Source organism: Brevundimonas nasdae (assembly GCF_019395145.1).
Classification (GTDB): Bacteria; Pseudomonadota; Alphaproteobacteria; order Caulobacterales; family Caulobacteraceae; genus Brevundimonas; species Brevundimonas nasdae.
Genome location: NZ_CP080034.1, coordinates 2,110,675 through 2,127,083, shown reverse-complemented (window position 1 = coordinate 2,127,083; position 16,409 = coordinate 2,110,675). Strand labels below are relative to the sequence as shown.

15 protein-coding genes are annotated in these 16,409 nt (G+C 67.6%); 8 read left to right on the top strand and 7 right to left on the bottom strand.

Features of this window, described 5'->3' with window-relative positions; all coding sequences use genetic code 11:
- Position 1 precedes the first annotated feature (1 nt).
- The 7 genes from KWG56_RS10375 to KWG56_RS10345 all read left to right on the top strand — a co-directional run bounded on the left by KWG56_RS10375 (position 2) and on the right by KWG56_RS10345 (position 9,226).
- Entirely contained in the window at positions 2-649 is a 648-nt protein-coding gene (locus tag KWG56_RS10375) for a baseplate hub domain-containing protein (RefSeq protein WP_219354699.1), read from the top strand.
- Complete coding sequence (locus KWG56_RS10370; RefSeq protein ID WP_219354698.1) at positions 646-1,083, top strand: NlpC/P60 family protein; 438 nt, start codon at positions 646-648, stop codon at positions 1,081-1,083. The genes KWG56_RS10375 and KWG56_RS10370 overlap by 4 nt, the downstream gene beginning before the upstream one ends.
- Complete coding sequence (locus KWG56_RS10365; protein WP_219354697.1) at positions 1,084-4,770, top strand: baseplate multidomain protein megatron; 3,687 nt, start codon at positions 1,084-1,086, stop codon at positions 4,768-4,770.
- A gap of 88 nt (positions 4,771-4,858) precedes the next feature.
- Complete coding sequence (locus tag KWG56_RS10360) at positions 4,859-5,785, top strand: DnaJ C-terminal domain-containing protein (RefSeq protein ID WP_201096780.1); 927 nt, start codon at positions 4,859-4,861, stop codon at positions 5,783-5,785.
- A gap of 29 nt (positions 5,786-5,814) precedes the next feature.
- Positions 5,815-6,978: a phosphoserine transaminase gene (locus KWG56_RS10355; protein WP_219354696.1), complete on the top strand. Its 1,164-nt coding sequence runs from the start codon at positions 5,815-5,817 to the stop codon at positions 6,976-6,978.
- A gap of 78 nt (positions 6,979-7,056) precedes the next feature.
- A complete protein-coding gene (locus KWG56_RS10350; RefSeq protein ID WP_219354695.1) occupies positions 7,057-8,352 on the top strand; it encodes an adenylosuccinate synthase in 1,296 nt (431 codons plus the stop codon).
- Between the two features lie 76 nt (positions 8,353-8,428).
- On the top strand, positions 8,429-9,226 hold the full coding sequence (locus KWG56_RS10345) for a response regulator (protein ID WP_219354694.1): 798 nt from the start codon (positions 8,429-8,431) through the stop codon (positions 9,224-9,226).
- 46 nt (positions 9,227-9,272) lie between these two features.
- Here the strand turns inward: KWG56_RS10345 and rpoH are convergent, their stop codons facing one another.
- From rpoH to KWG56_RS10330, 3 genes are all read right to left on the bottom strand, one after another.
- Positions 9,273-10,160, bottom strand: a complete 888-nt coding sequence (gene rpoH / locus KWG56_RS10340; RefSeq protein WP_201096788.1) for an RNA polymerase sigma factor RpoH — start codon at positions 10,158-10,160, stop codon at positions 9,273-9,275.
- Positions 10,161-10,405: 245 nt separating this feature from the next.
- Positions 10,406-10,711, bottom strand: a complete 306-nt coding sequence (locus KWG56_RS10335) for a GNAT family N-acetyltransferase (RefSeq protein ID WP_219354693.1) — start codon at positions 10,709-10,711, stop codon at positions 10,406-10,408.
- A 13-nt stretch (positions 10,712-10,724) separates the two neighbouring features.
- Positions 10,725-11,714 carry an RluA family pseudouridine synthase gene (locus tag KWG56_RS10330; RefSeq protein WP_373274060.1) on the bottom strand — a complete coding sequence of 330 codons (990 nt, stop codon included), beginning with the start codon at positions 11,712-11,714 and terminating at the stop codon, positions 10,725-10,727.
- A gap of 121 nt (positions 11,715-11,835) precedes the next feature.
- Here KWG56_RS10330 and KWG56_RS10325 point away from each other — a divergent pair, with 121 nt between their 5' ends.
- A complete protein-coding gene (locus KWG56_RS10325) occupies positions 11,836-12,471 on the top strand; it encodes a DUF2799 domain-containing protein (RefSeq protein ID WP_219354692.1) in 636 nt (211 codons plus the stop codon).
- Positions 12,472-12,477: 6 nt separating this feature from the next.
- Here KWG56_RS10325 and fba read toward each other — a convergent pair whose 3' ends face one another.
- The 4 genes from fba to gap all read right to left on the bottom strand — a co-directional run bounded on the left by fba (position 12,478) and on the right by gap (position 16,282).
- Positions 12,478-13,563, bottom strand: coding sequence for a class II fructose-bisphosphate aldolase (gene fba, locus KWG56_RS10320; RefSeq protein ID WP_201096791.1), 1,086 nt, complete (start codon positions 13,561-13,563; stop codon positions 12,478-12,480).
- Between the two features lie 152 nt (positions 13,564-13,715).
- Positions 13,716-14,912 carry a phosphoglycerate kinase gene (locus KWG56_RS10315; protein ID WP_219354691.1) on the bottom strand — a complete coding sequence of 399 codons (1,197 nt, stop codon included), beginning with the start codon at positions 14,910-14,912 and terminating at the stop codon, positions 13,716-13,718.
- A gap of 4 nt (positions 14,913-14,916) precedes the next feature.
- Positions 14,917-15,177: a hypothetical protein gene (locus KWG56_RS10310; protein WP_219354690.1), complete on the bottom strand. Its 261-nt coding sequence runs from the start codon at positions 15,175-15,177 to the stop codon at positions 14,917-14,919.
- A 97-nt stretch (positions 15,178-15,274) separates the two neighbouring features.
- On the bottom strand, positions 15,275-16,282 hold the full coding sequence (gene gap / locus KWG56_RS10305; RefSeq protein WP_219354689.1) for a type I glyceraldehyde-3-phosphate dehydrogenase: 1,008 nt from the start codon (positions 16,280-16,282) through the stop codon (positions 15,275-15,277).
- Positions 16,283-16,409: the final 127 nt, after the last annotated feature.

The window sequence follows — 16,409 nt, the reverse complement described above, 5'->3', positions numbered from 1 at the left end:
CATGAGAGATGTGCCGGATGAGATGGCCGCCCGCATCGAGAGCGGGGCGGCGACGCTTTGCCATGTCTGGCGGCTGAGGCGGGCGGACGGGACGGTGATGGGATTCACCGATCACGACCGCGATCTGGAGATGGACGGAACCCGGTGCCGGGCGTCCACCGGCTGGACGGCGGGGGCGGGCGACAGCGCGGTCGGACTGGCGGCGGGATCGGCGTCGGCGGCGGGGGCGCTGGATGATGCGGCGATCACTGAGGCCGACGTGGCGGCGGGGCGGTATGACGGGGCGTCGGTCGAGCTGTGGCGCGTGGACTGGTCCGAACCGAGCCTGAAGGTGCGGTTGTGGAGCGGAACGCTGGCCTCCATCCGGCGCGAGGCCGGGGCCTTTGTCGCGGAACTGGAAGGGCCGCTAGCCAAGCTGGAGCGGGTGGTCGGGCGGACCTATGGGCGGATGTGCGACGCAAGGCTGGGCGACGCGCGGTGCGGGGTGGCGAACGTGGCGGGTCGGACCTGCGACAAGCGTTGGGCCACATGCGTCGGGACGTTTGCGAATGGCGTGAATTTTCGCGGTTTCCCCGATGTGCCGGGCGACGATTTTCTGACGGCCTATCCGGCGGGCGGCGCGCGAAATGACGGCGGGAGCAGGCGGTGAGCGGGGCTGTTGTCGCCGCCGCGCGGGGCTGGCTGGGCACGCCCTATCGGCACCAGGCCAGCGTGAAGGGCGTGGGCGCGGACTGTCTGGGGCTAGTGCGCGGGGTGTGGCGCGAGGTGACGGGCGAGGAGCCGGAGACGGTTCCGGCCTATTCGGCGGATTGGGCCGAGGTCGGGGGCGAGGAGACGCTGCTTGAGGCGGCGGGACGGTGGCTGAAGCCGGTGCCGCTGGCGGCGATGCAGGCAGGCGACGTGCTGCTGTTCCGCATGTCGCCGGGGGCGGCGGTGAAGCATTGCGCCATCCTGAGCGATCCCGGCGGGCCGGAGCCGAGGATGATCCACGCCTACTGGGGACGGGCGGTGGTCGAAAGCTGGATGGGCGTGTGGTGGCGAAGACGGCTGGCGGCCGTGTTCCGGTTTCCGGAGGAGATGTGAATGGCGCAAGTCGTACTGAGCGCGGTCGGGCAGGCGGTCGGCGGCGGCGTCGGGCGGGTGATCGGATCGACCCTGGGGCGGGTGATCGACAACCGGGTGATCGGATCGCTGGGTCCGGCGCGCCAGATCGGGCCGCGTCTGGAGGCGCTGAAGGTTCAGGGCACGGCGGAGGGGGCGCCGATGGCCTGCATCTTCGGGCGGGCGCGGGTGACGGGTCAGGTGATCTGGGCCGCGCGGTTCCTGGAGGCGAAGAACAAGGGGCGGGCGGGCAAGGGCGGGCCGAAGACGGTCGACTACGCCTATTCGCTGAGCTTTGCGGTGGCCCTGTGCGAGGGCGAGATCGACGGGGTCGGCCGGGTCTGGGCCGATGGACGGCTGATGGACATGAACGGCGTCGTGATGCGGATGCATCGCGGGGGCGAGGCCCAGACACCGGACCCGCTGATCGAGGCGGTAGAGGGAGCGGCGCCTGCCTATCGGGGCGTGGCCTATGTGGTGTTCGAGGATCTGCCGCTGGGGCCGTTCGGCGACCGGGTTCCGCAGTTGAGCTTCGAGGTGTTCCGGCGTCCGCGCGGTCAGACGCCGCGTCTGGAAGACCGGCTGGAAGGGGTGTGCCTGATCCCCGGCGCGGGCGAGTTCGCGTTGGCCACCCAGGCGGTGGTGCGGCGCGAAGGCCTGACGCGGACGACGGTCGAGAATGTGCACAACGGCGAGGGGCGGGCGGACCTGCTGGTGTCGCTGGATCAGTTGCAGGCGCAGGCGCCGAACCTGAAACGGGTCAGTCTGGTGGTCGGCTGGTTCGGGGACGACCTGCGGGCGGGACAGTGCCGGATCAGGCCGGGCGTCGAACGGCGCGACAAGCCGACCCAGCCGATGGTCTGGTCTGTGGCGGGACTGCAGCGACATCAGGCCTATGAGGTCAGCGTGGTTGACGGGGCGCCCGCCTATGGCGGCACGCCGTCCGACGACAGCGTGCGTCAGGCGATCCGCGCGCTGAAGGCGCGGGGGCTTGAGGTGACCCTGTATCCCTTCGTCTTCATGGACTGCCCCGGCTATCCGTGGCGGGGACGGATTGCGGGCGACGACGGGGCGCAAGCGACGGGTCAGCTCGCGGATCTGTTTGGGACGGCGGACGGCTGGGGCCTGCGGCGGATGGCGCTGCACTATGCGCGGATCGCGGCGGAGGAAGGCGCGGTCGGCCTGCTGATCGGGTCAGAGATGCGGGGCGTGACCTGGACGCGGGATGCGGCGGGGGGCTTTCCTGCGGTGCAGCAGTTCCGGATGCTGGCGGCAGAATGCCGGGCGGTGGTCGGGACGGGGGTGAAGCTGTCCTACGCCGCCGACTGGAGCGAATATTTCGGGCGGCAGACGGGCGGCGAGGTGGTGTTCCACCTCGATCCGCTGTGGGCCGACGCCAACATCGATTATGTCGCCATCGACTGGTATCCGCCGCTGAGCGACTGGCGTGCGGGCGACGGCGGCGTGGATGCGGCGGCTTGGAAGGGGGCGGATGATCCGGCCTATTTGGCGGTGGGCGTGGCGGGGGGCGAGGGGTTCGATTGGTTCTATGCGAGCGATGAGGACCGGGCGGCGCAGGTGCGGACGCCCATCACCGACGGGGCGCATGGCGAGCACTGGCTGTTTCGGCCCAAGGACCTGAAGGGGTGGTGGTCGAACAGGCATCATGACCGGCCGGGCGGGGTGCGGAAGGCGACGCCGACGGCCTGGGTTCCGGGGATGAAGCCGATCCGGCTGTCGGAGTTCGGCTGTGCGGCGGTGGACCGGGGCGGCAATGCGCCGAACCTGTTCCAGGACCCGAAGAGCAGCGAGAACGCCTTGCCGCCGGGATCGACCGGCGCGCGCGACGACGGCGTGCAGCGGGCGGCGCTGGAAGCGGTTTTGGGCCATTATGCCGAGCCGCAGAACAACCCGGTGTCGGCGGTCTATGGCGGGCGGATGCTGGAGGCGGCGGACGCCTGGTGCTGGGACGCGCGGCCCTGGCCTGCGTTTCCGGCGCGCGGAGATGTCTGGGCCGATGCGGGCGCATGGCGGGCGGGGCATTGGCTGAACGGGCGGCTGTCGGGCGATGGGCGCGACCTGATCGAGGCGGTGTTGAGACGCGGCGGTCTGACGGCGGATGAGTTTTCGGTTCAGGGCGTGCAAGGGGCGGCGTCCGGCTATCTGCTGGATCGCCCGATGCGGACGCGGGATGCATTGGAGCCTTTGCTGGCGGCGTTTGATGCGGTCTGCGCGGAACGCGACGGGCGGGTGGCGGTGCTGGGGCAGGTCGAGACGGCGCTGACCCTTCAGGATGCAGCCCTGGCCCTGCCGGACAAGGGCGGGTCGGAGGCGGCGACGCGCAGCCTGGAGCCGCGTGCAGGCGTGGCGCGCGTGCGCTTCATCGACGAGACGGCGGATTATCAGACCGGGGCGGTGGTGCTGCGCTCGGACGATGCGGGGGCGACCGGAGGCGGGGTCGACCTGGATCTGCCGGTGGTGTGCGGCGGGGGGCTGGCGCGGGCGGCGGCGATGCGGGCCTTGGAGGGCGCGTCGGCGGATCGTTCGGTGCTGGCGCTGGGGCCGTTGGAGACGCTGCGGCTGGAGCCGGGGGATGTGGTGAAACGGGCCGGGCGTGCGGGCGACTGGCGCGTGACGCGGCTGGAGCTGGACGAGACGCCGTCGGCGACGCTGGAGCCGGTGGTGCGGCGCGGGACGCCCGAGGACGACGGCGGCTGGCGCGGGGGCGAGGCGCCTGCGGTGATCGGCGCGCCCTTCTTCCGCCTGCTGGACCTGCCGCCGCTGATGGGGCGCGAGGAGGATGCAAGGCCGCTGGCCGCGGCGGCGGTTGAGCCGTGGCGCACGATGCGGCTGCACGCCGGGGCGTCGCGTGAAACCCTGACGGCGCGGGCGGATATGGAGACGCCTGCGTTGGTCGGGGTGCTGGTTCAGCCTCTGTCGCCGGGGGTTCGCCACCGCTGGGACGAGGTCAATGCAGTGACGGTGCGTCTGGAAGGCGGGGCGGCGGAAAGCGCGCTGGCGTCGGCGGTGCTGGGCGGCGCCAACGCCCTGGCGGTCGAGACGGCGGCGGGGTGGGAGATCCTGCAGCACCGGGGCGCGACGCTGATCGGTCCGGGAACGTGGCGGCTGACGGGTCTGCTGCGCGGGCAGCAGGGCACGGAGGTCGAGATGCGGGCGGGCGCGGCGGCCGGGGCGGTCGTGGTGGTGCTGGACGACCGGCTGGCGCGGGCGGAGATCGGGCGGAACGAGCGGGGCCTGCCGCTGATCTGCCGCGCGGGACCGGCGGGGGCGGCGCCGGGCGGGGACGGGTTCAGCGAAATGGGCTTTACTCCGCGCGGGCTTCACGCCCGACCCTGGTCGCCCGCGAGCCTGAAGATCGAGACGATCGGCGGCGGGTTGAAGGTGATCTGGACGGCGCGGACGCGTCTGTATGGCGACAGCTGGGACGGTGAGTCTGCGCCTGCTGATCCGTTGCGGTTCCGTGTGGTGGTCCGCGACGGGACGGTCGTGCGGCGGATGATGGAGGTCGAGGGGAACACCGTCCTCTATGCTGCAGAGGACATGGCGGCGGACTTTCCGGGCGGGGTGACGCCTGCTGCGCGGATCGCCGTGGCCCAGTGGGGCGAGGGGTTCGGCTGGGGCGTCGAGGCGGAAATCGCCCTGGCCTGACGATTATGCCGGGTTCGGCCCTTTGCGCGGGCGGGGGCATGGCTTAACTGACAGCCACTCTTGGTTTTCAGTTGGAGCGACAACGGACGTGGCAGGCGACCCCTATAAGGAACTGGGCGTTTCAAAGGGCGCGAGCGCGGACGAGATCAAGAAGGCGTTCCGCAAGCTGGCCAAGGAGCTGCACCCCGACAAGAACCCCGGCGACAAGATCACCGAGGACAAGTTCAAACGGGTGACGGCCGCCTTCGACATCCTGGGCGACAAGGACAAGCGCGCCAAATACGACGCGGGCCAGATCGACAGCGACGGCAATGAACAGCATCGCGGCTTTGGCGGGGGGCGGCCTGGCGGCAATCCGTTCGGCCAGGGCGGCGGGATGGGCGGCGGCTTCGGCGGCGGACCCGGCGGGCGCGCCAATTTCGAAGGCGTCGATCTGGACGACCTGTTCGGCATGTTCGGCGGATCGGGCCGTCAGCGCGGGGCGCGAGACTTCTCCTCGCGCGGGCAGGATGTGAAGGCGACGCTGGACATCAGTCTGGAAGACGCCATCGCGGGCGCCACGCGGCGCATCCAGTTCTCGGACGGACGCACGCTGGACGTGACCATCCCCAAGGGGGCGTCCGAAGGCCAGACCATCCGCCTGCGCGGGCAGGGTGCGCCGGGGCGCGGGGCCGAGAACGGCGACGCTCTGATCGAGCTGAGGATCGAGAACCATCCGATCTATAAACGCGATGGCGCGGACCTGACGATGGACCTGCCGGTGTCGGTTCCCGACGCGGTGCTGGGCGCCAAGGTGCGCGTGCCGACGCCCGAGGGCGTGGTGCAGATGACGATCCCGGCGGGGTCGAACTCTGGCAAGGTGCTGCGCCTGAAGGGGCGCGGGGCGTTCGCCCAAGGCAAACGCGGCGACCTGCTGGCCAAGCTGGCGGTGACCCTGCCCGATGAGCCGGATACGGAGCTGACCAGGTTCGCCGAGGACTGGCGCGCCAAGCGGCCCTATACGCCGGGACGCTGAAGCCCAACACCGCCTCGGGGGAGACGAAGATGACGATTGCAAAGCCTGATGTGCGGCCGGCGCGGCCCTGGTTCTCGTCCGGGCCGACGGCGAAACGACCCGGCTACAGCCTGGGAGCCTTGCCGCAGGAGTTGCTGGGACGCGGCATCCGCGCGCCCGAGGTGGTGGAGCGTTTCGCCCACGGCCTGCGCCGCACGCGCGAGGTGCTGCAGGTCCCGGACAGCCATGTGCTGCTCTATACGCCGGGGTCCGACACGGGTGCGGTCGAGGCGGCGCTGTGGGGAATGCTGGGCCAGCGGCCCGTGCAGGTGGTCGCCTTCGAGAATTTCGGCCTGACCTGGCTGGCGGACGTGAAAGACCATCTGGGGCTGGAGCCGGAGGCGCTGACGGCGCCGTGGGGCGACCTGCCGGACCTGTCGAATGTGGACTGGTCAAAGGATGTGGTCTTTCCGTGGAACGGCACGACCTCGGGCGTGCGCGTGCCGAACGCGGACTGGATCGCCGATGACCGCGAGGGGCTGGCGATCTGCGATGCGACCTCGGCGGCGTTCGCGATGCCTCTGCCCTATGACAAGCTGGATGTGGTGACCTTCAGCTTCCAGAAGGCGCTGGGCGGCGAGGCGGGCATCGGCGTGATGGTGCTGTCGCCGCGCGCGGTCGAGCGGCTGGACACATACCGGCCCGACCGGCCCATTCCCAAGGTCCTGCGGATCACGGACGGCAAGGGGTTTGATCGCGCCCTGGCCGACGGGGTGGCGATGAACACCTTCTCGATCCTGACGATCGAGGACTGGATCGACGCCCTGGACTGGGCGGATGGTGTCGGTGGTCTCGAGGAGCTGATCCGCCGCACGGACGCCAATTATGCAGCCCTGGGCGACTGGGTGGCGCGCACGCCGTGGATCGACTTCCTGCCCGAGCGGCATGAGGTGCGGTCGACCACTTCGGTGTGCCTGAAGTTCACCGATGCGCGGATTGATGCCCTGGACGACAAGGCCAAGAAGGCCTTCGTCACGCGGTTCAAGGCCCTGCTGGAAGGTGAAGGCGCGGTGTTCGATATGGAGCCGCACCGCAATGCGCCCCCGGGCCTGCGTCTATGGTGCGGCTGCACCGTCGAGACGGCGGATGTCGTGGCGGCGACGCCATGGCTGGAATGGGCGTTCGAGACGGCGGCCAGCGAACTGGCCGCATAATTCCGCACGGATGGGGCGACTTCTGATGATTCAGGAGTTATAGGCTCCCACCGCATTCTGAATTGCGGAGAAACGATCTTGGCGAACGTCGCGGTAGTCGGCGCCCAATGGGGCGACGAGGGCAAGGGCAAGATCGTGGACTGGCTGTCCAATCGCGCCGACATGGTGGTGCGGTTCCAGGGCGGCCATAATGCGGGCCATACGCTGGTCGTCGACGGCAAGGTCTATAAGCTGGCGCTGCTGCCTTCGGGCGTGGTGCAGGGCAAACCCTCGATCATCGGCAATGGCGTGGTGGTCGATCCCTGGCATCTGGTCGGCGAGATCGAGAAGATCCAGGCGCAGGGCGTGGCGATCACGCCCGACATCCTGACCATCGCCGACAACGCCTGTCTGATCCTGCCGATCCACCCCGCATTGGACGTGGCGCGCGAAGCCGCCGCCAGCGCGCCGGGCGCCAAGATCGGCACGACCGGACGCGGCATCGGCCCGGCCTATGAGGACAAGGTGGGCCGTCGCGCCATCCGCGTCTGCGACCTGGCCAATGAAGACGACCTGAAGGTCAAGATCGACCGTCTGCGCTCGCACCACGATCCGCTGCGGGCGGGGCTGGGGCTTGAGCCGATCGACCCGGAGGCGCTGCTGGCGCAACTGCTGGAGATCGCGCCGAAAATCCTGCCTTACGTGAAGCCCGGCTGGCGCGTGCTGGATCGGGCCCAGAAGGACGGCAAACGCGTGCTGTTCGAGGGCGCGCAGGGCGCCTTCCTGGACGTGGATCACGGCACCTATCCCTATGTGACCAGCTCCAACACCGTGTCGGGACAGGCGGCGGCGGGTTCGGGCATCGGCCCGCGCGGCGTCGGCTATGTGCTGGGCATCGTGAAGGCCTATACGACGCGCGTGGGTGAAGGCCCGTTCGCCTGCGAACTGAACGACGAGGTCGGAGAGCATCTGGCGACCGTGGGGCGTGAAGTCGGCGTGAACACCGGGCGGGCGCGCCGCTGCGGCTGGTTCGACGCCGTGCTGGTGCGTCAGTCGGTGGCCATCAACGGCATCGACGGCATCGCCCTGACCAAGCTGGACGTGCTGGACGGGTTGAAGACGCTGAAGATCTGCGTCGGCTATAAGGTCGATGGCGAGGTGCTGGATTACCTGCCCAGCAGCCTGAAGGCCCAGGCCGCCGCGGAGCCGGTGTTCGAGGAACTGGAAGGCTGGAGCGAAAGCACCGCCGGGGTCCGCAGCTTCAAGGACATCAACGCCCACGCCATCAAATATGTGCGTCGGATCGAGGAACTGATCGGCGCGCCGGTGGCCCTGCTGTCGACCAGCCCCGAGCGGGACGATACGATCCTGATGCGCGATCCCTTCCAGGGCTAGGCCCGCGAAAACCTCGGAGTGATTCAACGGCTCTTAACCGGCAGAGGTTAGGGTTACGGCGCAAAGGAGCCGAGCCGTGTTCACTGCTGACGTCAAGACGCTGAATCGTATCGCGCCGGCTGTGCGTCGAGTGGTTCTTGTCGAGCCTAATCCTTCGGCGGCCCGTCTGATGACGGACATCATGAAGGGGCTGGGCGCGCGCGAGGTCTATGTGGACGGCGACGAGGATCGGGCGCTGGAACTGGTGCGCGACGCCGAGCCGGGCATCATCTTCATGGAGCGGGCGGGCCCCAGACTGAATGGCGAGAGCCTGGCGCGGCGCATTCGTCGGTCGCACATGGTCAGTCGCATGGCGCCGATCATCATGGTGACGGCCGAAGCCACCGCCGGCGCCATCAAGGGCGCGCGCGATGCGGGCGTGCATGAGTTTTTACGCAAGCCCTTCACGACGGGCGACCTGTTCAAACGGGTCGAGAACGTGGCGTTGAAGCCCCGCCCCTGGGTCGAGGCCGTGGGCTATGTCGGGCCGGATCGTCGGCGTTTCAACTCGGGCGAATACGCCGGGGCGAAGAAGCGCAAGGGCGACGCCTCGTCCGGGTCTGCGGTCGATATCCGGGATCAGGCCACGCGGATTCTGGTCGCGGCCATGAGTCAGTTCGACCAGGATCCGATGCAGGCGACGCGCGCCATTCGCCAGCAGGCCGAGACGCTGAAGGCGGTCGGCGCCAAGATCGGCGACGCCAAGCTGGCGATCGCTGCGGCAGGACTAGAGGGTTATCTGGCGTCGGGGCCGTCGACCAAGGCGGGCCTGGCCCAGCCGGTCGGCGCCATTCTGGCGCTGGGACAGCCCGCGCCTGTCGCGCGGGCGTCCTAGAGAGGATCAGCGCGCTTCACGCGGACGGGCATGAAGCGCGACAGGGTCAGGCGTCGACCAGATTGCGCTCTTCAGCGGCCGAGCGCATCGCCTTTTGCAGTTTCTCGAAGGCGCGGACCTCGATCTGGCGCACGCGTTCGCGCGACACGCCGTACTGGCCGGCGAGTTCTTCCAGAGTGACCGGGTCATCCTTGAGGCGGCGCTCCGTCAGGATGTGCTTCTCGCGTTCGGTCAGCTCCTCCATGGCCTCCTGCAGCAGGCTCATGCGGATGCCCTTTTCCTCGTCTTCGGCGAGTTGGGTTTCCTGAGATACTGCCGTGTCGTCGGCCAGCCAGTCCTGCCATTCGCTTTCGCCGTCGGCGCGCAGGGGCGCGTTCAGCGAGGCGTCGCCGCCGAGGCGGCGGTTCATGTTGGTGACTTCCTCTTCCGACACGCCCAGCTTGGTGGCGATGGCGGCGAGATGTTCAGGGTGCAGGTCGCCTTCCTCGAAGGCCGAGATCTGGCTCTTGGCCTTGCGCAGGTTGAAGAACAGCTTCTTCTGCGCGGCGGTGGTGCCCATCTTCACGAGGGACCAGCTGCGCAGGATGTATTCCTGGATCGACGCGCGAATCCACCACATGGCGTAGGTCGCCAGGCGGAAGCCCTTGTCAGGATCGAATTTCTTGACGGCCTGCATCAGGCCGACGTTGCCCTCGGAAATCACTTCGCCGATCGGCAGGCCATAGCCGCGATACCCCATGGCGATCTTGGCCACGAGACGAAGGTGAGAGGTCACGAGACGGTGGGCGGCTTCGGGGTCCTGGTGCTCTGACCAACGCTTGGCGAGCATGAACTCCTCGTCCTTGGTCAGCATCGGAAACTTGCGGATTTCCGTCAGATAACGCGACAGTCCCTGTTCAGGCGACATCACCGCGAGCGTACTATTAGCAGCCATATTTGGTCCCTCCGACCGTCTAAACGAGCGGGCTCTGCGTCCTCGACCACAGTGTGTGCATCGAAGCCTCTCCCCTCAACCACTCAGATGGTGATGAGTTGCCTCGATGTTTAGAGGCGAACGGTCACACGAAAGCGTGACCGTTGCCTGCGCGCCACGCTGCGCCGAACAGACAGCAATATAGAAGTCGTCAGTTTCTATTCAAGACCCACTAAGGCGCCGCAAATGCGATTCCTGGACCCGGCTCAAAGACCCAGAATGGTGCGGTAGGTCGGGTGAACCGCATCGGCCAGGTCGGGATGTTTCTGGAAATAGGCGGCGAAGAAGGGGCAGACGGGCAGGATCAGCAGTTCGCGCTCTCTGGCGTCCTCGATGACGTGTTTGGCCAACCGGCTGGCGATGCCCCGCCCTTCAAGACGCTGAGGCACCAGGGTCTCGGTGATCATCAGATTGGGCGGCGACAGATTATAGGTGACGACAGCGATCTCGCCCTCGACCGGCAGTTCGTACTGGTGACGTTCGGCGTTGTCGCGGATTTCGGGATCGGCCATCGGTCGGCGCCTTTCAGAGCGTGGTCAGCAAAGTCTCAAGCGACTGCATATCAGCAGGGGGCGCGGTCTCGAAGCGGAGCGGTTCGTTAGTGACGGGGTGAACGAAACCCAGGACGGCGGCGTGCAGGGCCTGACGGGCCAGTCCGGCCTCGGCGATGGCGGCGCGGACGGGGGCGGCGGGGCTGCCGGAGCCATAGACAGGGTCGCCGAGCAGGGGCGAACCCTTGGACGCCAGATGAACGCGGATCTGGTGGGTGCGGCCCGTGTGCAGGGTGCAGGCCACGCGGGCGGCCATCGGCGCGCCGCCTGCCTTCGCCGGTTCGCCGAAAGTGGTCTGGACGACATAGTCGGTGATGGCTTCACGACCCCCGGACTTCAGCACCGCCATCTTCTTGCGGTCGCCATTAGAGCGGCCGATGCGGGTTTCGATCCGGCCCTTTGCAGGCGAGGGGGCGCCGCGGGTCAGGGCGATGTAGGTGCGTTCGATGTCATGGGCGGCGAACAGGGCGGAAAGGCCTTGATGGGCGCGGTCGGTCTTGGCGGCGACCATGACGCCGGAGGTGTCCTTGTCCAGCCGGTGGACGATGCCGGGCCGGGCGACGCCGCCGATGCCTGACAGACTGTCGCCGCAGTGGGCCAGCAGCGCGTTGACCAGGGTGCCGGTTTCGCAGCCCGGCGCGGGGTGGGCGGCCATGCCTGCGGGCTTGTCGATGACGATCAGGTCCGCGTCCTCATAGAGAACCGTCAGGGGGATGGCCTCGGGTTGGGGCGTGGCGGGCGCGACCGGGGGCAGGGCGACGGCGTAGAGGCCCGGCTGGGCCTTGGCTGAGCCGCTGGTCAGGGCGACGCCGTCGCGGCTGACTGCGCCTTCGGCCAGCAGCGCCTGCAGCCGAGCGCGTGAAAGGGCGGGAAAGGCGGAGGCAAGCGACTTGTCCAGACGCACGCCCGGCGTGTCGATGCGGGCCTGCAGCACTTCGGCGGCTGCGGCGTCTTCGTCGGGCAGGTCGGGTTCGGGCAGGTGTTCGGGCAAGGCGGTCTCCAGCCGCCGATGTAGCACGCCGGACCGCTTGCGCGAGGGGGCGGCGCTGTTGGATAGTCAAGCTGGGGGCGCAGGAGGGATTGCGATGCGGCGGCTGTTGATCATCGGCGGCGTGGCGGCGGCCGGGGTGTTGCTGGCAAGCTGCGCCACTATGAGCAAGGACGAGTGCCTGGTCGGCGACTGGGGCCAAAAGGGCTATGACGACGGGGCGTCAGGCTATCCGATGACACGGCTGGAAGAACACGCAAAAGCCTGCGCCAAATATCAGGTCATGCCCAATCCCAGCGCCTATCAGTCCGCGCGCGAGGATGGGCTGCGCGGTTATTGCACCTTCCAGCGCGGCTGGACCGAGGGCAGCGCAGGCAACACCTATTACGGCGTCTGTCGTCCGCAGGAAGAGGCGGAGTTCCTGCCTGCTTATCGTGATGGGCGGCGGCTGTACGATGCCGTGGCCGCGGTTGAGTCTGCACAGAGCGCGCTGAACAGCGCCATCTCCCGGATCGAGAATCGTGAGGACAAGCTGGAGGCCAAACAGGCGGAGTTGCGCCAGAGCGGACTGTCTGACGACGAGCGCCAGAAAATCCGTGACCGCATTCAGGAAGTGCGCGGTGAAATCCGCGATGCGCGTCGCAATGCGCAGGATGCCGGGGACGCTTTGGAGCTCGCGCGGCGGGAAGAAAACCGGGTGCGGTACGAACTGTCGCGCCGCTACCCGGTCTGAGTCCGGTCAGGCGGCCTTGACGGTTGCGCCGCGGAACGACGGATCAAGGTCGCCCGAGGTGTAGCGCTTGGCCATCTGGGCGGTGGAGAGCGGACGGATCTTGGACGCCTGACCCTCGCAGCCGAACTGGAGGTAACGCTCCATGCACAGCTTCTTCATCGCCTCCTTGGCGGGCTTCAGATAGTAGCGGGGATCGAACTCGCCCGGCTTCTCGATCAGGGCCTTACGGATGGCGCCGGTGATGGCCATGCGGTTGTCGGTGTCGATGTTGACCTTGCGGACGCCGTGCTTGATGCCTCGCTGGATCTCTTCGACCGGCACGCCCCAGGTCTGGGGCATTTCACCGCCATAGGCGTTGATGATGTCCTGCAGGTCCTGCGGCACCGACGATGAACCGTGCATCACCAGGTGGGTGTTGGGCAGGCGGCGGTGGATTTCCTCGATCACATTCATGGCCAGGACGTCGCCGTCCGGCTTGCGCGTGAACTTGTAGGCGCCGTGGCTTGTGCCCATGGCGATGGCCAGAGCGTCGACCTTGGTGGCGGCGACGAAATCGACGGCCTGGTCCGGATCGGTCAGCAGTTGCGAATGGTCCAGCACGCCCTCGAAGCCGTGGCCGTCTTCGGCCTCGCCCATGCCGGTCTCCAGCGAGCCCAGAACGCCCAGCTCGCCCTCGACCGAGACGCCGCAGGCGTGGGCCATTTCGGTGACGCGGCGGGTGACGTCGACATTGTATTCGTAACTGGCGGGGGTCTTGGCGTCCTCTTCCAGCGAGCCGTCCATCATGACGCTGGTGAAGCCGTACTGGATGGCGGTGGCGCAGGTCGCCGGGCCGTTGCCGTGGTCCTGGTGCATGCAGACCGGGATGTGCGGGTACAGTTCCGCCAGGGCGTCGATCAGCTTGGCCAGAACAATGTCGTTGGCGTAGTTGCGAGCGCCGCGCGAGGCCTGGATGATGACGGGGGCGTTGACCTCGTGGGCCGCCTCCATGATCGCCAGACCCTGTTCCATGTTGTTGATATTATAGGCCGGCAGGCCGTAGTCGTTCTCTGCTGCATGATCGAGCAGCTGCCGCAGCGTGATGCGCGCCATTCTTGTAGTCTCCTGAGCCGATTAGTTTTTTTAATTGGGCAAGAGATTAGCTGTGGTGCGCTGCGAAGTCACGCCATGTGACGCCGCGATGGCGAGGTTGAGAGCGAAGACGCGGGCGCGTGACGGGAATACATCGCGCGCCCGCTGATCGATCAGGCGCGCAGGGCCTCGACGCCCGGCAGAACCTTGCCCTCCATCCACTCCAGGAAGGCGCCGCCTGCGGTGGAGACGAAGGTCATGTCGTCCGACGTGCCAGCGTGATTGAGGGCCGCAACCGTGTCTCCGCCGCCTGCGACGGCGATCAGGGCGCCCGACTTGGCGCGCGCGGCGGCGTGCTTGGCGGTGGCGACCGTCGCGGCGTCGAAGGGCGGAACCTCGAACACGCCCAGCGGGCCGTTCCAGATCAGTGTCTTGGACGCGTCGATGGCGGCATTCAGGCGGGCGACGGTCTTAGGACCGGCGTCCAGAATCTTGTCGTCGGCGGACAGGGCCTCGCCGGTCTTGACCGTGCGGGCCTCGGCGCCCGGCTTGACCTCGACGGCGACCACGACATCGACCGGCAGCAGCAGTTCGCAGCCCTTGGCGTGGGCCTCGGCCATGATCTCGCGCGCGGCAGCAGCCATGTCCCGCTCCGCAAGGGAACCGCCGATATCCACGCCTTGCGCATAGAGGAAGGTGTTGGCCATGCCGCCGCCGATGGCCAGCTTGTCCAGCTTGCCGACCAGGTTCTTCAGCAGGTCCAGCTTGGTCGAGACCTTGGAGCCGCCGACGATGCCGATGACCGGCTTCTGCGGCTTGCCAAGCGCAGCGTCCAGGGCGTCCAGTTCGCGACGCATGGATTCACCCGCATAGGCCGGGATGTGGTGGGCGATGCCTTCGGTCGAGGCATGGGCGCGGTGGGCGGCCGAGAAGGCGTCGTTGACATAGAGGTCGCCCAGGTCGGCCAGCTTCTGGGCGAAGACCGGATCATTGGCCTCTTCCGCCGCATGGAAGCGCACGTTCTCCAGCAGGACCACGCCGCCCGCATCCAGATCGCGAATGGCCTCGACGGCGGGGCCGCCGATGCAGTCGTCGGCGAAGCGGACCGGGGCGCCCAGCAGTTCCTCCAGCGGATGAACGACGGGCTTCAGGCTCATTGACGGGACGCGCTGGCCTTTGGGACGGTCGAAGTGGGCCAGCAGCGCCACCTTGGCGCCCGCATCGCGCAGACGCTGGATTGTGGGCAGGGCGACCCGCAGTCGGGTGTCGTCGGTGACCTTGCCGCCCTCCATCGGGACATTGAAGTCCACGCGGACCAGAGCCGTCTTGCCGGCGAGATCCTTGGCGTCGTCGAGGGTGCGGAAGGTCATTAGGTTATCCCAAAACAATTTTTATGGCGCTCAACAGGCCTAAAGCCGTGGCCACCGCGACCAAGATCGCCAACAGCCCGATATTGGCGACTGGTCTGCGGACGGGGACGCCATCTAAGTGATCAACGAATTCGAAGCGAGATCGGTTGAACCAAAATAGGCCAAGGACAAGCCACCAACAGATGAGAGCGGAGGTCCATGCTGCGGCGCTGATCCAGCTTCCACCGGACTTCAACAGAAGCAGGTGTTTGGCGGACTCCAGCATGAAGCCGCCTGAAAGCGGCGCCGCGACAGCTGTCAACAAAATCAGGAGGCAGCCTGACCCTGCGTTTCTGACAGCCGTGCGGCGCCAAACCTTCAAGTTACAGGAACTTCGCCATCACCAGGGCTGTGTCGGCCATGCGGGTCGCGAAGCCCCATTCGTTGTCGTACCAGCTGAGCACGCGGGCCAGCTTGCCGTCGACAACTTGCGTCTGGGGCAGGGCGGCGGTCGAGGAGGCGGCGATGTGGTTCAGGTCGCTGGACACCAGCGGGTCGGTCGTTGTGAACAGAACGCCCTTCATGGGACCGTCGGCGGCGGCCTGAAGCGCGGCGTTGATCTCGTCCACGTTCACGTCGCGGGCGGCGACGACCTTCAGGTCCACGACCGAGACGTTCGGGGTCGGGACGCGGATGGACGAGCCGTCCAGCTTGCCCTTCAGTTCCGGCAGGACCAGGCCCAGGGCCTTGGCGGCGCCGGTCGAGGTCGGGATCATCGACAGGGCGGCGGCGCGGCCCCGGTAAAGATCCTTGTGCATCGTATCCAGCGTCGGCTGGTCGCCGGTGTAGGCGTGGATGGTGGTCATATAGCCGCGCTCGATGCCGAACAGGTCGTTCAGCACCTTGGCCACCGGGGCCAGGGCGTTGGTGGTGCACGAACCGTTCGAGACCACGATGTCGTCGGCGGTCAGGGTTTCGTGGTTGACCTTGAAGACGATGGTCTTGTCGGCGCCGTCAGCCGGGGCCGAAACCAGCACGCGCTTGGCGCCCGCCTTCAGGTGGGCCGAGGCCTTCTCCTTGGAGGTGAAGATGCCGGTGCATTCGAAGGCGATGTCCACCTTCAGTTCGGCATGCGGCAGGTTGGCCGGATCGCGTTCCGCCGTGACCTTGATCTTGCCCGTGCCGACATCGATCCAGTCTTCGCCCGAGGTCACCGTGCCGGGGAAGCGGCCGTGCACCGAATCATAGCGCAGCAGGTGGGCGTTGGTCTCGACCGGGCCCAGATCGTTGATCGCCACAACCTCGATGTCCGTGCGGCCATGTTCGACGATGGAACGCAGAACTAGGCGGCCGATGCGGCCGAAACCATTGATGGCGACGCGAACGGTCATGGGGAGGCTCCTCTGAGTGGTGATTTTATCGTTGGCCGTTTCAATGACCGCGAGCGCCGCGTGTTTCAACCCCGAGGACGTAACATCGGGCGATCAACTGTTACGCCGAGGGCTGTTGCGGCAAGAA

What these genes read in the sequence shown, in the direction of transcription:
- KWG56_RS10375 (WP_219354699.1), top strand. Translation starts at nt 2, where the DNA reads ATGAGAGATGTGCCGGATGAGATGGCCGCCCGCATCGAGAGCGGGGCG.
- KWG56_RS10365 (WP_219354697.1), top strand. Translation starts at nt 1,084, where the DNA reads ATGGCGCAAGTCGTACTGAGCGCGGTCGGGCAGGCGGTCGGCGGCGGC.
- KWG56_RS10355 (WP_219354696.1), top strand. Translation starts at nt 5,815, where the DNA reads ATGACGATTGCAAAGCCTGATGTGCGGCCGGCGCGGCCCTGGTTCTCG.
- rpoH (WP_201096788.1), bottom strand. Translation starts at nt 10,160, where the DNA reads ATGGCTGCTAATAGTACGCTCGCGGTGATGTCGCCTGAACAGGGACTG.
- KWG56_RS10335 (WP_219354693.1), bottom strand. Translation starts at nt 10,711, where the DNA reads ATGGCCGATCCCGAAATCCGCGACAACGCCGAACGTCACCAGTACGAA.
- KWG56_RS10325 (WP_219354692.1), top strand. Translation starts at nt 11,836, where the DNA reads ATGCGGCGGCTGTTGATCATCGGCGGCGTGGCGGCGGCCGGGGTGTTG.
- fba (WP_201096791.1), bottom strand. Translation starts at nt 13,563, where the DNA reads ATGGCGCGCATCACGCTGCGGCAGCTGCTCGATCATGCAGCAGAGAAC.
- KWG56_RS10315 (WP_219354691.1), bottom strand. Translation starts at nt 14,912, where the DNA reads ATGACCTTCCGCACCCTCGACGACGCCAAGGATCTCGCCGGCAAGACG.
- KWG56_RS10310 (WP_219354690.1), bottom strand. Translation starts at nt 15,177, where the DNA reads ATGCTGGAGTCCGCCAAACACCTGCTTCTGTTGAAGTCCGGTGGAAGC.
- gap (WP_219354689.1), bottom strand. Translation starts at nt 16,282, where the DNA reads ATGACCGTTCGCGTCGCCATCAATGGTTTCGGCCGCATCGGCCGCCTA.